The sequence below is a fragment of the Amycolatopsis rhizosphaerae genome, from assembly GCF_007713715.1.
Taxonomy (GTDB): Bacteria; Actinomycetota; Actinomycetes; order Mycobacteriales; family Pseudonocardiaceae; genus Amycolatopsis_E; species Amycolatopsis_E rhizosphaerae.
Window position 1 is genome coordinate 1 of record NZ_VJWX01000169.1, and the last position, 13,443, is coordinate 13,443.

A 13,443-nucleotide genomic window follows, 5' to 3' on the forward strand; every position below is an offset into this window, starting at 1 on the left:
GGGCAGGGAAGATCAGCGCGCCCGGGCCGCGGCCCGCTTCCCGACCGGGACATGGGTTTCGGCCATCCGGACGGCCACGACGACGCCGGAGGCCGCGGTGAGCGCGGCCACCACCCAGACCGCGGCGCGCAGCCCCCATAGATCGGCCGCCACCCCGGACAGGACGGCTCCGACGGCGAATCCGCCGTCCCGCCACAGCCGGTAGACGCCGACGGCGCGGGCCCGCCATGCCGGATGCGCCACGTCCCCGATCACGGCGAGCAGGGTGGGGTAGACCATGGCGGTTCCCGCGCCGAGCAGCACCGCGGCCACGAGCCATCCGGAGTAGGAGTGCGACATCGCGACGAGGGCCAGCGCCACCGCCTGCGTCAGCATCCCGCCGGTGATCAGGTGCTTGCGGCCCCAGCGGTCCGACAGCGGGCCGGTGATCAGCTGCCCCATCCCCCAGACGGCCGGGTAGACCGCGGCGAGGACGCCGATGCGGGACACCGAAAGCCCGGCCGTGGCGAACAGGAGGGGGAACAGGCCCCAGGCGAGGCCGTCGTTGAGGTTGTTGACCAGTCCGGCCTGGCTGGCCGCGGACAGGCTCGGCTCGCGCAGGCTCGTGTAGCCCAGTACCTGCCGGGTGGTCAGCCCGCCGCCCGCCGGGCCGGTGTGGCCCGCGGCCTCCAGCCGCGCGTGCGCGTGGGTCTCCCGCACCGCGAAGGTGGTCAGGCCGAGGCCGAGCGCGGCGTAGGACAGGCCGAGCAGGAACGGGGCGGGACGCAGGCCGTAGTAGGCCGCGAGGTAGCCGGTGACCAGCGCGGTGACCGCGACGGCGAGGTATCCGGCGGCCTCGTTGAGGCCCATCGCCAGCCCGCGCCGGGCCGGGCCCGCCAGGTCGATCTTCATGATCACCGTGGTGGACCAGGTGAGGCCCTGGTTGACGCCCAGCAGCACGTTGGCCGCCACGATCCAGCCCCAGGACGGCGCCCAGATCAGCAGCAGCGGCACCGGCACCGCGATCAGCCAGCCCGCGAGCAGCACTGGGCGGCGGCCGAAGCGGTCGGAGAGGGTGCCCGCGAAGTAGTTGGTGGCCGCCTTGGTGAGGCCGAAGGCGAGCACGTAGGTCAGCAGGAAGGTGTACCCGGTCAGGTGGAAGACCTGCCCGGCGAGCAGGGGCAGGACGGTGCGCTCCTGGCCGAGCATGCCGCCGACCAGTGCGTTGACCGCGACGAGCAGGCTGAACTGGGCCAGATTGGCGCGGATGCCGAGCCCGATCGTGGCGGTGGTGTCCCGTGGCATGGCTTCTATACTATTCCAAGGAAGATTGGAGAACCATGGGCGACCGTGCCGCGAAGACCGCGTTGTTCGACCAGCTGGCCCGGGTGGGCAAGGCGCTGGGCAGTGGCAAGCGGCTCGAACTGCTGGACCTGCTGGCCCAGGGCGAGCGCACGGTGGAGGCGCTGGCCAGGGCCGCCGACCTGGGGCTGAGCACCGCGTCGGCACATCTGCAGTCGCTCAAGCAGGCCGGACTGGTGACCACCCGGCGCGAGGGCACGAAGATCCACTACCGGCTCGCCGGTCCCGACGTCGCGGCGCTGTACGCGCTGGCCCGCACGGTCGCCGGGCGCCGCCTTCCCGACGTGGCCGCGGCCCGCGACGGCTACCTCGGCCCGGCCGCCGGGGAGGAGGTCACCCGGGAGGAACTGCTGCACCGGATCGAAGCCGGCGCGACCGTCGTGATCGACGTCCGGCCCCGCGAGGAGTACGAGGCCGGACACATCCCCTCCGCGGTGTCGATCCCGCTGGAGGAACTGGCCGCGCGGCTGGAGGAGCTGCCGCCGGACCAGGAGATCGTGGCCTACTGCCGTGGCGCGTACTGCGTGCTCGCGCACGACGCGGTCCGGCTGCTCGCCGGCCGGGGCCGCACCGCCCGCCGCCTCACCGACGGCATGCTGGAGTGGCGGCTCGCCAAGCTCCCCGTTGCCTCCTGAACTGCCTCCCGAACCCCCTCGTTGACGTCCCCCGGGGCCGGTCACGGACACTGGGGAGGTGCGTGGCGAGGTGGAACTGGACGATTCGCTCGACCCGGACGTCGACCTCCGGGTCCCGTCGCAGCGCCATGAGCTGATCGGGCAGCACGGCCCCGTCCTCGGCGTGATCGCGCTCGGCGGCGGCCTCGGTGCGCTCGCGCGCTACGGGCTCGCCCAGGCGCTGCCCGCAGGGCCCGGCCAGTTCCCCTGGGCCACCTTCGTCACCAACGTGCTCGGCTGCCTGCTCATCGGTGTGCTGATGGTGCTCATCACCGAGGTGTGGACCGCGCACCGGCTCGTGCGGCCGTTCCTCGGGGTCGGGATCCTCGGCGGGTTCACCACGTTCTCCACCTACGTCGTGGAGACCAGGGGGTTGCTGCGGCCGGGAACGGTGCCACTCGCCTTCGCCTACCTCGCCGGGACCCTGGTTGCCGCGCTGTGCGCGGTCGTCGCCGGGGTCTGGGCGGCCCGGGCGGCCGTGCGCCGTACCGGTCATCGACGGGAGAAGGCGGTCTGAGATGGCTCTTTCCGGACGTGCCCTGCGCTTGACGGTGTTCCTCGGCGAGGACGACCTGTGGCACCACAAGCCGCTCTACCACGAGATCGTCCGGCGCGCCCACCAGGCGGGTCTCGCCGGTGCGACGGTGCTGCGCGGCTGTGAGGGCTACGGGGCCTCCTCGATGATCCACACCACCCGTCTGCTCAGTCTCAGCGAGGACCTCCCGCTGGTGGTGATCATCGTGGACGCCGAGGAACGCATTCGCGAGTTCCTGCCGCGGCTGGACGAGCTGGCGATCGAGGGGCTGATGACCCTCGATGAGGTCGAGGTCGTGCGCCACGCGGGGAGGACCGGGGCGTGATCCTGGCACTGGTGTTCCTGGGGGCGGTGGTCGGCGCCCCGCTGCGGTACCTCACCGACCGCGCGGTGCAGGCGCGCCACGACAGCCTCTTCCCGTGGGGCACGTTCAGCGTCAACCTGGCGGGCAGCCTGATCCTCGGCGGGCTCGCCGGGGCCGGGTCGGCGCTTCCGCCGTCACTCGCGGCCCTGCTGGGCACGGGCTTCTGCGGCGCGCTGACCACGTACAGCACGTTCAGCTACGAAACCCTCCGGCTGGCCGAGCAGAAGGCGTACTTCTACGCGGTGATGAACGTCGTGGTCAGCGTGGTCGCCGGGCTCGGCGCCGCCCTGCTGGGCTACACCGTGACCTCCTCGCTGCTGGGCTGATCCTTGCCGTCCCTCCCGCCCCAAGGGTAGCTTTGCTCGCAAATACGGTTTGCTTTCAAAGCAAAGGAGCTGGGGGATGACGATTCTGGTCACCGGGGCCCGCGGCGGCATCGGCAGCCTGGTCGTGGCGAAACTCGCCGAGGCCGGGCACCGCGTCCGCGGCTCGGCGCGAGACCCGGAGGCGCTCACGCTGCCGGAAGGTGCCGAGCCCGCCGGGCTCGACCTCGCCACCGGGCGCGGCGCGGAGGACGCCCTGCGCGGGGTGGATCGCGTTTTCCTTTACCCCACAAGGGAAGGGATCAAGCCGTTCGTCGATGCCGCGGTGGCCGCGGGGGTGCCTTACGTCGTGCTGCTCTCGTCACCGGCCTCCTACGAGGCGAGCGAGTACCGGGGCCGGATCGGCCTGCTGCACCGCGAGGCGGAGCGGACGCTGGAAACCTCCGGCCTGCCCCACACCGTCCTGTATCCGAGCTGGCTCGCCACCAACGCGAAGCGGGACTGGGCGGCCGGGATCCGCGCCGAGGGCCGCGTGCGGATCGCCTTCCCGGACGCGCGGTTCGCGCCGATCCACCCGGGCGACGTCGCCGCCGTCGCCGCCGACCTGCTCACCCGCGAGACCCACCGGGCGAGAACGCAGGTGATCACCGGACCGGAATCGCTGCGCCTGCGCGACATCGTCGCGGTTCTCGGCGAGGTCCTCGGGCGCCCGTTGCCCGTTGACGAGCTGACGCGGGAACAGGCGCACGAACAGCGTGAGCCGTGGATGCCGTCGGCGACCCTCGACGCGCTGCTCGACGCGACCGAGGCGGCGGTCGGGCCGCCCGCGACCGTGACCAACGGGGTCGAGCGCGTCACCGGGCACCCGGCCCGCGCCTTCCGCGAGTGGGCCCGGGAGCACCGGGCCGATTTCATTTCGCGGTGAGGAAATCGAGCACCAGCGGCCCGGCCACCTCGCGGTACTCCTCGAAGTAGGCGTGCCGGGCGCCGGGGATGAGTTCGAGCCGGGCGCCCGGGATGCGCCCGGCGAGCAGGGGCGCGTTCGCCGCGGGGTTGAAGACGTCGTCGGTGCCGTGCACGACGAGGGTGGGCGCGGTGATCTCCGGCAGCACGTCCCAGCTGTCGTGCCCGGCGCTGGCCGCCAGATGCCGCCGCCGCGCGTACGGCGGCATCTCCGGATCGCCGAGCGTGCGATGGGGGCCGGGATGGGTTTCGAGCCAGGCAGGCGAGTACATCAGCTCCAGCAGTGCCCGTCGCGCGGCCGCGGCGTCCCGCTGCGCCAGCGACCGGCGCACTTCGGCGCTGCGCTCGACGCCGTGCGGGGCACCGGGTGACGTGCAGCCCAGGACGAGCCTGCCCACCCGGTCCGGATGCGCGGCGGCGAGCCACTGCGCCACCCGCCCGCCCATGGAGGTGCCGTACACGTGCGTGCGCGCACAGCCGATTTCGTCCAGGATCACGCGCACGTCCTCGGCGAAACCCCTGGTGCTGTAGGAATCCGTGTCCGGTTTGCCGCTGCGGCCGGTGCCCCGGTAGTCGAAGGTGACGGTGCGGAAGTGCGCGTCGAAGTCCGCCCGCACCGAATCCCACCAGTGGTGGGTGTTCGCCTGCCCGGCCAGCAGCAGGAGCGTGTCCTCGCCCTCGCCGTGCACCTCGTAGTACAGGGAAACACCGTCGGCCGTTCGCACATGGGGCACACCTGATCCTAGAACCCCCGCCGGGAGAGCGGTTTCTCCGTTTTGAAACACCCGGTCAGGTGGTTGTTGCGCCGGTGGCGTGCTTTCGGGATGCGGAACGCGCGGTGCCGCCCTTTACTTTCCTCCGATTGTGGGAGGGGCGGCGATGATCATGCCAGCAGTGGCCGCGGGCGAATCCGGGGCGGGGCGACGGCGGTGAGCAGGGCACTGTTCGTGATGGAGACCTCGGCAAGGGTCGTCACGGGCGCGGGGATGCTCGCGCTCTGGGACGTGGCCCGCTATCGGAGCATCGTCGACTACGACAGCTGGGAACTGGAACTTTCCGGCGAACGGGAGTTGCACCGGCACATCCGGGCCGGTGGCCTGGTCCCGATCAACATCGGCGCCGACGGCGCCTGGCAGGTGCTGGTGCGGGCCGGGCGGCCCGGGGAGCGGGTGCGGCTCACCGAACGAGAGGCCTCCTTCGTGTTCGCCACCTCGGAGCCGTACCTGCTGGTGACCACCGGCCGGGTGGCACTCAGCGGTCTGGAGCACATCGACGCGGCCGGGGCCGGGGAGGAGATCGAACTCCTGGTGCCGCCCGGCCGGTACGCGGTGACGCTGCACCTCATCGACTGGGCGGCCGAGCCGGGAAGCCGCGACCGCAACGGGCGCCCCGCCTCCCACGCCCTGCCCGACTTCGTCGCCCTGATCAACCCGGAACAGGGCGAGCCGGGCCGCTACCGGACCCGGGCCGTCTCCTTCGACCCCCCGTCCTGAGCCGTGTCCCACCTTCCGGCGCTTGTGTCCCACGCTGGGGCTCCCGAGTCCCACGCTCGTGCGCTTGTGTCCCACCTTCCGGCAGCGTCTGAGGGTGGGATTCACCCTCGCCTGGGCCGATCTTGCCGGGCCCCTCGCGGTCGTTCGACAGGGCTCCACACCGCCCGAACGGGGTAGGCGAACGGCGGCCGGGGGGCCGCGGGAGACCTACGCTGAGGTCATCGGGATCCCGGCCGGAGGGTGCGATGACCGACCGCGACACGGCCCTGCAGATGGGTACGGACGGCCTCGAAGCGCTGGTCACCGCCCTGCGCGCGGCAGGTCGCGTGGTGATCGGCCCGACCGTGCGTGATGGGGCGATCGTGCTCGCCGAGATCACCGGTGGTGACGAACTCCCCTACGGCTGGGGGGTGGAACTGGAAGCGGGCCACTACCGGCTCCGCGCCCGGAGCGACGGGGCCGCGTTCGCCCACAGCGCCGGTCCCCAATCGTGGAAGACCTTCCTGCACCCGCCGCGGGAACGGCAGTGGAGCGCCGATCGCGGAGCCGACGGCCGGTGGACGATCAGCGCGGAGAAGCCCGAGCCCCCCTCGTATGCCTTCCTCGGGGTGCGTCCGTGCGATCTGCGCGCCATCGCCGTGCAGGACCGGGTGCTGACCGGCGGCCCCCATGCCGATGCGGCCTATCGCGGTCGGCGCCGCCGGGCCTTTCTCGTGGTCGTGGAGTGCACCGAGCCGGGGGCCACCTGCTTCTGCGTGTCCATGGGCACCGGGCCCGCCGCCGGAGAGGGGTACGACCTCGCGCTCACCGAGATCGTGGACGAGCGGGGGCACCGTTTCCTGGTGCGGGCGGGGAGCGATGAGGGACGGGCGGTGCTGGCCGGGCTGCCCTGCCGTCCCGCGAGCCCGCAGACCCGCGCCGCCGCCCGGGACGGGGTGGCCGGGGCGGCGGAGCGGATGGGGCGGACGATGCCCCCGGCCGACCTGCGGGACCTGATGCGCGAGACGCTGGAGGCCCGGCGCTGGGACGACGTCGCCTCACGGTGCCTGACCTGCGGTAACTGCACGATGGTCTGCCCGACCTGCTTCTGCACCACTGCCGAGGACGTCACCGATCTCACCGGGAACCACGCCGAGCGGTGGCGGCGCTGGGAATCCTGTTTCGATCTGGACTTCACCCACCTGCCCGCCGGCTCGGTGCGCGCCAGCGGCCGCAGCCGCTACCGCCAGTGGGCCACCCACAAACTGGGCACCTGGCACGACCAGTTCGGCAGCTCCGGCTGTGTCGGCTGCGGGCGGTGCATCGTGTGGTGCCCGGTCGGGATCGACATCACGGAGGAAGCGCACGCGCTGTACCGGGAGCGCGCGGAGACACCGGAGACGGGGACGTGAACGAGGCCGCCCTGCTCACCGCCCTGCCTCCCGCGTCGCGGGACCGGCTGCTGGGACTCGCCCGCGAGGTCTCCTTTCCGGCGGGCGCCCGCCTCTTCGACGAGGGCGAGGCGGCCGAGAAGTTCTGGATCCTGCGGTCCGGTCTGGTCGCGCTGGACGTGCACGTCCCGGGCCGGGGCTCGGTGGTGCTGGAAACCGTCGGCCCGGGGGAACTGCTCGGCTGGTCCTGGCTGTTCGAGCCGTACCAATGGCATCTGGGTGCGCGGACGCTGGAACCCGTGCGGGCCTACGAGTTCGACGCGGGCCGGGTGCGGGCCGAGATCGACGGAGATCCCGCCTTCGGCCTGCCGCTGACCCGGTGCGTGGCCGCCGTCGCGATCGGACGACGGCTGCGTGCCTGCCGCACTCGCCTGCTCGACCTCTACGCACCGTACGGCGTGGAGAGCGACCCGGCCGCCGGGTGGCCGGAATGAGCGGCGCCCTGGTTCCCCTGCCGTACCGCGTGATCGGCCGCGCCGCCGACACGGCCGACACCGCGACGCTCGTGCTGGAGCCCGAGGGGGAGGCGCTGCCGCCGTTCGAGCCCGGCCAGTTCGCGATGGTGTACGCGTTCGGCGTCGGCGACATCCCGGTGTCGGTGTCCGCGATCGACGGGGTGCGGCTCACGCACACGGTCCGGGCGGTCGGGGCGATTTCCCGTGCCGTGCACGCGCTGCGGCCCGGCGACGGGGTCGGCGTCCGCGGCCCGTTCGGCACCGGCTGGCGGCTGCCCGCCGGGGGCGACCTGCTGGTGGTCGCGGGCGGCCTCGGGCTCGCCCCGCTGCGGCCCGTCGTCCGCGCCGCGCTCGCCGCGCCCGGGCGCCACCGTCGCTTGAGCGTGCTCATCGGCTCCCGCTCGCCCAGCGACCTGCTCTACGGCGAGGAGTCGGGGCAGTGGCGGGCGGCCGGTGCCCGGGTGCTGGTCACGGTGGACCGCCCGGAGCCGCGGTGGACGGGTGAGGTCGGCGTGGTCACCGGCCTGCTGGACCGGGTCGCGTTCGAGCCCCGCCGGTCGGCGGCGTTGGTCTGCGGTCCCGAGGTGATGATCCGTGCCATCGCGCGGGAACTGCTCGTCCGCGGTCTCGGGCCGGAGCGGATCCAGGTCTCCCTCGAACGCACCATGCACTGCGGAACCGGCCACTGCGGACACTGCCAGCTCGGGCCGTTGCTGCTGTGCCGGGACGGTCCGGTGGTCCCGTGGAGCGAAGCCGGCCCCCTGCTCGCGGTACGGGAGCTGTGATGAGCCCGCGCACCCGGCCGAAGCTCGCGGTCTGGAAGTTCGCCTCCTGCGACGGCTGCCAGCTCACCCTCCTCGACTGCGAGGACGAGTTGCTCGGCATCGCCGAGGAGTACGAGATCGCCCACTTCCTGGAGGCCTCCAGCGCGCCCGGACCGGGCCCCTACGACCTGTCACTGGTCGAAGGCTCGGTGACCACCCCCGCCGACGCCGAGCGGATCCGGCACGTACGGGCGGTTTCCCGCCGCCTGGTCACCATCGGGGCCTGCGCGACCGCCGGGGGCATCCAGGCGTTGCGCAACTACGCCGACGTGGCCGAGTACCTCGCCGTGGTCTACGCGCGTCCCGACTACATCGAAACCCTCGCGACCTCCACCCCGATCAGCGCGCACGTGCCGGTGGACTTCGAACTGCGCGGCTGCCCCATCGACCGCGGCCAGCTGGTCGAGGTGATCAGCGCCTACCTGTCCGGGCGGCGGCCGGACGTGCCCGCGCACAGCGTCTGCTTCGAATGCAAGCGCCGCGGCACGGTGTGCGTGACGGTGGCGCACGGCACGCCGTGCCTCGGGCCGGTCACCCACGCCGGATGCGGTGCGCTGTGCCCGGCCTACGGGCGCGGCTGCTACGGCTGCTTCGGCCCGTCCGATTCGACGAACTTCCCCGCGTTCATCCCGCTGCAGCGCCGCGACGGCAGGGACACCCTCGGCATCACGCGGGTGCTGCGCACGTTCAACGCCGCCGCGCCGGAGTTCGACGCGGCAGTACGGAAGGAGCTGCCCCAGTGACCGGCGACGGGGAATCCCGCGTGCTGCGCATCGGTTCGCTCGCCCGCGTCGAAGGGCAGGGCACCCTGCACCTGGTCGTGCGCGGCGGGGACGTGGCCGAGGCCCGGCTGACGATCTACGAACCGCCGCGTTTCTTCGAGGCGTTCCTGCGGGGACGCGGCTACACCGAGCCGCCCGACATCTCCTCCCGGATCTGCGGGATCTGCCCGGTCGCCTACCAGATGAGCGCCTGCCGCGCGGTCGAAGACGCCTGTGGCGTGACCGTGGACGGCGAGCTGGCCGCGTTGCGCAGGCTGCTGTACTGCGGAGAGTGGATCCAGAGCCAGACGCTGCACATCCACCTGCTGCACGCCCCCGATTTCCTGGGCTACGACAGCGTCACCGAGCTCGCGGGCACCCACCGCGCCGAGGTCGAGCGGGGCCTGCGGCTGAAGCAGACCGGGAACGCCGTGATGGAACTGCTCGGCGGCCGTGCCATCCACCCGGTCAACGTGCGGATCGGCGGCTTCTACAGCGTCCCGTCCCTGGCGGACCTGCGCCCGCTGGCCGAGCGGCTGCGCCGTGCGCGGGACGACGCCTGGGACACCGTGCGCTGGGTCGCCGGTTTCGACTTCCCGGACGCCGGAGCCGACCACGACCTGTTCGCGCTGGCCGAACCCGGCACCTACGCCATCGATTCCGGGACTCCCACCGTGATGCCGGCGCCGGGCAGCGCGGGCCTCGCCGCGGATTCCGATCGCGCCCTGCCCACCCGCACCTTCCCCGTGGCCGAGTTCGACGACCACGTGACCGAGACCCAGCTGCCCCATTCCACCGCCCTCTACTCCGTTTTGGACGGTCGCAGGCATCTGACGGGTTCGCTGGCCCGCTACGCGATCAGCGGCCGCCACCTTTCGCCGGTCGCCCGGCAGGCGGCGCGGGAGGCCGGGCTCGGCGATCCGGCGGACGGCACGGTCTGCCGCAATCCCTTCCGCAGCATCGTGGTCCGGGCGGTCGAGGTGCTCTACGCCGTCGACGAGGCCCTGCGGCTCATTGAGGACTACCGGGTCCCGCCGCGCCCCTTCGTCGACGTCCCTCCCCGGGACTCGACCGGTTACGGCGCGACCGAAGCGCCGCGCGGCCTGCTGTACCACCGTTACCGCCTCGATCCCGGGGGAACGGTGACCGACGCCCGCCTGGTGCCGCCGACCGCGCAGAACCAGGGCGCCATCCAGGAGGACCTTCGCCGCCTGGCCGGGCAACGTCTGCGCGTGGGCGAGCCCACCGACGCGGAACTGACCGCGCTGTGCGAACGAGCGATCCGCAACCACGACCCCTGCATTTCCTGCGGGGCCCACTTCCTCGACCTCACCGTCGATTCCGACGCGCGGCGGCCCGCGTGACCGTCGAACCGGACGATGCCTGGACGGTCCGGTACCGGGGCTACGACCCGGACGAGGAAGGCCGTCGTGAGGCGCTGTGCACGGTCGGCAACGGCTACCTGGCCACCCGCGGCGCGGCGCCGGAATGCCCCGGCGGTGCGGTGCACTACCCGGGCACCTACGCCGCCGGGATCTACAACCGGCTCAGCAGCGCCGTCGCCGGGGAGGTCGTGGAGAACGAAAGTCTGGTCAACCTGCCGAACTGGCTCGTGCTGACCTTCCGGATCGACGGCGGCGCGTGGTTCGACGTGGATGCCGCCGATCTCGTGGACTACGAGCAGTGCCTCGATCTGCGCCGTGCCGTGCTCACGCGCCGGTTCCGCTTCCGCGACGAACGGGGCCGCACCACGGCCGTGAGCCAGCGGCGCTTCGTGGACATGCGGTTCGAACACGCCTGCGCACTGGAGACCACGATCACGGCCGAGGACTATTCGGGATCGCTGGAGATCCGTTCGGGCATCGACGGCGCGGTGAGCAACAGCCTGGTCGACCGCTACCGGGAACTGGGCGGGCAGCATCTGGACCTCGTGCGCACCGCGGCGCTGGGCGAGGATTCGGTGCTGCTGGAGGTCCGCACGAACCAGTCGGGGATCGAGGTCGCGATGGCCGCCCGCACCCGCGTGCGGTGCGGTGGCACGCCCGCGGGCCGCGAGCGGCGCCTCGTCGAACGCGAGGCGTGGATCGGCCAGGACATCACCGCTGAACTCGTCTCCGGCCGGGCGGTGACGGTGGAGAAGGTCGTCACCGTGTTCACCGGCCGAGACCGGGCGATCTCCGAACCCGCCGTCGAAGCCGCGCGCTGGCTGCCAAGGCTGGGCTGTTTCGAAGCCCTTCTCGACGAGCACGTCCTGGCGTGGGCCGGGCTGTGGCGGCGGTTCCACGTGGCCATGGAAGGCCAGGAGGAAGCGCAGCGGGTCGTGCGGCTGCACATCCTGCACCTGGTGCAGACCGTCTCGTCCAACACGGTGGACCTCGACGTCGGGGTGCCCTCGCGGGGGTTGCACGGCGAGGCCTACCGGGGACACGTCCTGTGGGACGAGTTGTTCGTCTTCCCGGTGCTGAACCTCCGGATCCCGGGCGTGACGCGCTCGCTGTTGCGCTACCGGTACCGCCGCCTGCCCGAGGCGCGGCAGGCTGCCCGCGAAGCCGGTTACGACGGGGCGATGTACCCGTGGCAGTCGGGCAGTGACGGCCGGGAGGAAAGCCAGCGGGTGCACCTCAATCCCCGCTCCGGCCACTGGCTCCCCGATCCCACCTGGCGCGAGCGCCACATCGGCATCGCCGTCGCCTACAACACCTGGCAGTACTACCAGGCAACGGGCGACCGGGAGTTCCTCACGAACTACGGCACCGAAATGCTGGTGGAGCTGAGCCGGTTCTGGGCCAGCCTCGCCACCTACGATCCCGTCCGGGACCGGTATGTCATCCGTGGCGTGATGGGCCCCGACGAGTTCCATTCCGGTTATCCCGGCGCGGAGAGCGGCGGAATCGACAACAACGCCTACACCAACGTGATGGCCGTTTGGGTGCTGCTGCGCACCGCCGAGGCGCTGGAATCCCTGCCGCGGCAGGCCCGCCGCGAACTCACCGACACCCTGCGAGTGCGTCCCGAAGAGGTGCGGCGCTGGGAAGAGATCAGCGCCAGGATGTTCGTGCCCTTCCACGACGGCGTGATCAGCCAGTTCGAGGGGTACGAAAAACTCGAGGAGCTGGACTGGGACGCCTATGGCGAGCGCTACGGCAACATCCAGCGCCTCGACCGCATCCTGGAAGCGGAGGGCGACAGCGTCAACCGGTACAAGGCGTCCAAACAGGCCGATGTGCTGATGCTGTTCTACCTCCTCTCGGCCGACGAACTCCGGGAACTGTTCGACCGTCTCGGCTACGAACTGGACCCCGGCGCGATCCCCCGCACCATCGACTACTACCTGGCCAGGACCTCGCACGGGTCCACCCTCAGCGCGGTGGTCCACGCCTGGGTGCTGGCCAGGGCCCACCGGCAGCGTGCGCTGGAGTTCTTCGTGTCGGCACTGGAATCCGACGTGGCCGACATCCAGGGTGGCACCACCCGCGAGGGCATCCACCTGGCCGCGATGGCCGGAACCGTCGATCTGCTGCAACGGTGCTTTTCCGGGCTGGAGACCCGCGGCGACCAACTGGTGCTCAACCCGTACTGGCCCGAACCGCTGGGGATGCTGGAGATTTCCCTGCGCTACCGGGAACACCCGCTGAAACTGCGGATCAGCGGGCACCGGGTGGACGTGGCCGCCGGGGCCGGTATGCACCGTCCGATCAGGGTGACCTGCCGTGGCCAGGAGTGCCTGCTCGAACCGGGCGCCACCGTGCGTTTCCCGTTATAAGAAAACGGTTTCCGCCGGGAGGGGATCAGCGGAAGGCGTGCACGTGGTCGCTTGCCCACTGCCGGAACGGTCCGGTGCGGGTGCGATCAGGCCGTGCGGGACCGCGAGGGCGGCAGTCGGAAGAGGTCCGGCAGCCTGCGCAGGGCTTCGCCGTCGCCGGACACCGACGCGGCCCCGGTGTCGATCGCTTCGGCCAACGTGAGGTCTTGGCTGGTCAGGCGGAGGAACGCCGCTTCGCCGATCGTGATGGCCGCGTCCGGGTGCTGGGCCGGTCCGTGCAGCGTCTCGATCGTTCCGTCGTCGATCCGGGCGTGGAACACCTCGTCGTCGACGCGGAACTCGTACACCGCGCGGAGTCCGGTGGCGGCCTCGGCGTCGAAGCAGGCCCGCAGCCCGAGCACGGCCCAGCCCGGATGGAACGTCTCGTCCGCGCGCCGCTCGCCCATCGCCCATTTCAGGCCCCACCGGGCCAGCGCCAGCACCGCGGGTCCGAGCTCCTCACCGGCCTCGGTGAGGG

General features: G+C 72.1%; 15 protein-coding genes. 12 read left to right on the forward strand and 3 right to left on the reverse strand.

Translation table 11 applies throughout. From position 1 onward, the window contains the following. Positions 1-12 precede the first annotated feature (12 nt). A complete protein-coding gene (locus FNH05_RS17850) occupies positions 13-1,284 on the reverse strand; it encodes an MFS transporter (RefSeq protein WP_144589822.1) in 1,272 nt (423 codons plus the stop codon). A 35-nt stretch (positions 1,285-1,319) separates the two neighbouring features. Between FNH05_RS17850 and FNH05_RS17855 the strand changes: the two genes are divergently transcribed. From FNH05_RS17855 to FNH05_RS17875, 5 genes are all read left to right on the forward strand, one after another. Then, positions 1,320-1,976 (forward strand): ArsR/SmtB family transcription factor, encoded by a 657-nt coding sequence (locus FNH05_RS17855; protein WP_144589824.1) that lies wholly within the window; start codon positions 1,320-1,322, stop codon positions 1,974-1,976. Between the two features lie 58 nt (positions 1,977-2,034). Next, positions 2,035-2,532, forward strand: a complete 498-nt coding sequence (locus FNH05_RS17860) for a fluoride efflux transporter FluC (protein WP_144589826.1) — start codon at positions 2,035-2,037, stop codon at positions 2,530-2,532. Position 2,533: 1 nt separating this feature from the next. After that, a complete protein-coding gene (locus FNH05_RS17865) occupies positions 2,534-2,875 on the forward strand; it encodes a DUF190 domain-containing protein (protein WP_144589828.1) in 342 nt (113 codons plus the stop codon). Next, positions 2,872-3,240, forward strand: coding sequence for a fluoride efflux transporter CrcB (gene crcB, locus FNH05_RS17870; RefSeq protein ID WP_144589830.1), 369 nt, complete (start codon positions 2,872-2,874; stop codon positions 3,238-3,240). Before FNH05_RS17865 ends, crcB begins: the two co-directional genes overlap by 4 nt. Before the next feature lie 76 nt (positions 3,241-3,316). Next, entirely contained in the window at positions 3,317-4,162 is an 846-nt protein-coding gene (locus tag FNH05_RS17875; RefSeq protein WP_144589832.1) for an NAD(P)H-binding protein, read from the forward strand. On the opposite strand, the gene FNH05_RS17880 is transcribed toward FNH05_RS17875, so the two are convergent. Continuing rightward, on the reverse strand, positions 4,149-4,934 hold the full coding sequence (locus FNH05_RS17880) for an alpha/beta fold hydrolase (RefSeq protein ID WP_144589833.1): 786 nt from the start codon (positions 4,932-4,934) through the stop codon (positions 4,149-4,151). The two genes, FNH05_RS17875 and FNH05_RS17880, sit on opposite strands and share 14 nt — an antisense overlap. Before the next feature lie 195 nt (positions 4,935-5,129). On the opposite strand from FNH05_RS17880, the gene FNH05_RS17885 reads away from it, so the two are divergent. From FNH05_RS17885 to FNH05_RS17915, 7 genes are all read left to right on the forward strand, one after another. Next, positions 5,130-5,693, forward strand: coding sequence for a hypothetical protein (locus tag FNH05_RS17885; protein ID WP_144589835.1), 564 nt, complete (start codon positions 5,130-5,132; stop codon positions 5,691-5,693). A gap of 245 nt (positions 5,694-5,938) precedes the next feature. Continuing rightward, entirely contained in the window at positions 5,939-7,084 is a 1,146-nt protein-coding gene (locus tag FNH05_RS17890; RefSeq protein ID WP_246127802.1) for a 4Fe-4S dicluster domain-containing protein, read from the forward strand. After that, positions 7,081-7,557: a Crp/Fnr family transcriptional regulator gene (locus FNH05_RS17895; protein WP_144589837.1), complete on the forward strand. Its 477-nt coding sequence runs from the start codon at positions 7,081-7,083 to the stop codon at positions 7,555-7,557. Before FNH05_RS17890 ends, FNH05_RS17895 begins: the two co-directional genes overlap by 4 nt. Beyond that, entirely contained in the window at positions 7,554-8,363 is an 810-nt protein-coding gene (locus FNH05_RS17900) for an FAD/NAD(P)-binding protein (RefSeq protein WP_144589839.1), read from the forward strand. The genes FNH05_RS17895 and FNH05_RS17900 overlap by 4 nt, the downstream gene beginning before the upstream one ends. Continuing rightward, positions 8,363-9,145 carry an NADH-quinone oxidoreductase subunit B family protein gene (locus FNH05_RS17905; RefSeq protein WP_144589841.1) on the forward strand — a complete coding sequence of 261 codons (783 nt, stop codon included), beginning with the start codon at positions 8,363-8,365 and terminating at the stop codon, positions 9,143-9,145. The genes FNH05_RS17900 and FNH05_RS17905 overlap by 1 nt, the downstream gene beginning before the upstream one ends. Then, positions 9,142-10,527, forward strand: coding sequence for a Ni/Fe hydrogenase subunit alpha (locus FNH05_RS17910; protein ID WP_144589843.1), 1,386 nt, complete (start codon positions 9,142-9,144; stop codon positions 10,525-10,527). The genes FNH05_RS17905 and FNH05_RS17910 overlap by 4 nt, the downstream gene beginning before the upstream one ends. After that, a complete protein-coding gene (locus FNH05_RS17915; RefSeq protein ID WP_222426638.1) occupies positions 10,524-12,926 on the forward strand; it encodes a glycoside hydrolase family 65 protein in 2,403 nt (800 codons plus the stop codon). Before FNH05_RS17910 ends, FNH05_RS17915 begins: the two co-directional genes overlap by 4 nt. An 86-nt stretch (positions 12,927-13,012) precedes the next feature. On the opposite strand, the gene FNH05_RS17920 is transcribed toward FNH05_RS17915, so the two are convergent. Continuing rightward, the coding region (locus tag FNH05_RS17920; protein WP_186382600.1) for an alkyl sulfatase C-terminal domain-containing protein at positions 13,013-13,443 on the reverse strand (431 nt) is incomplete at its 5' end.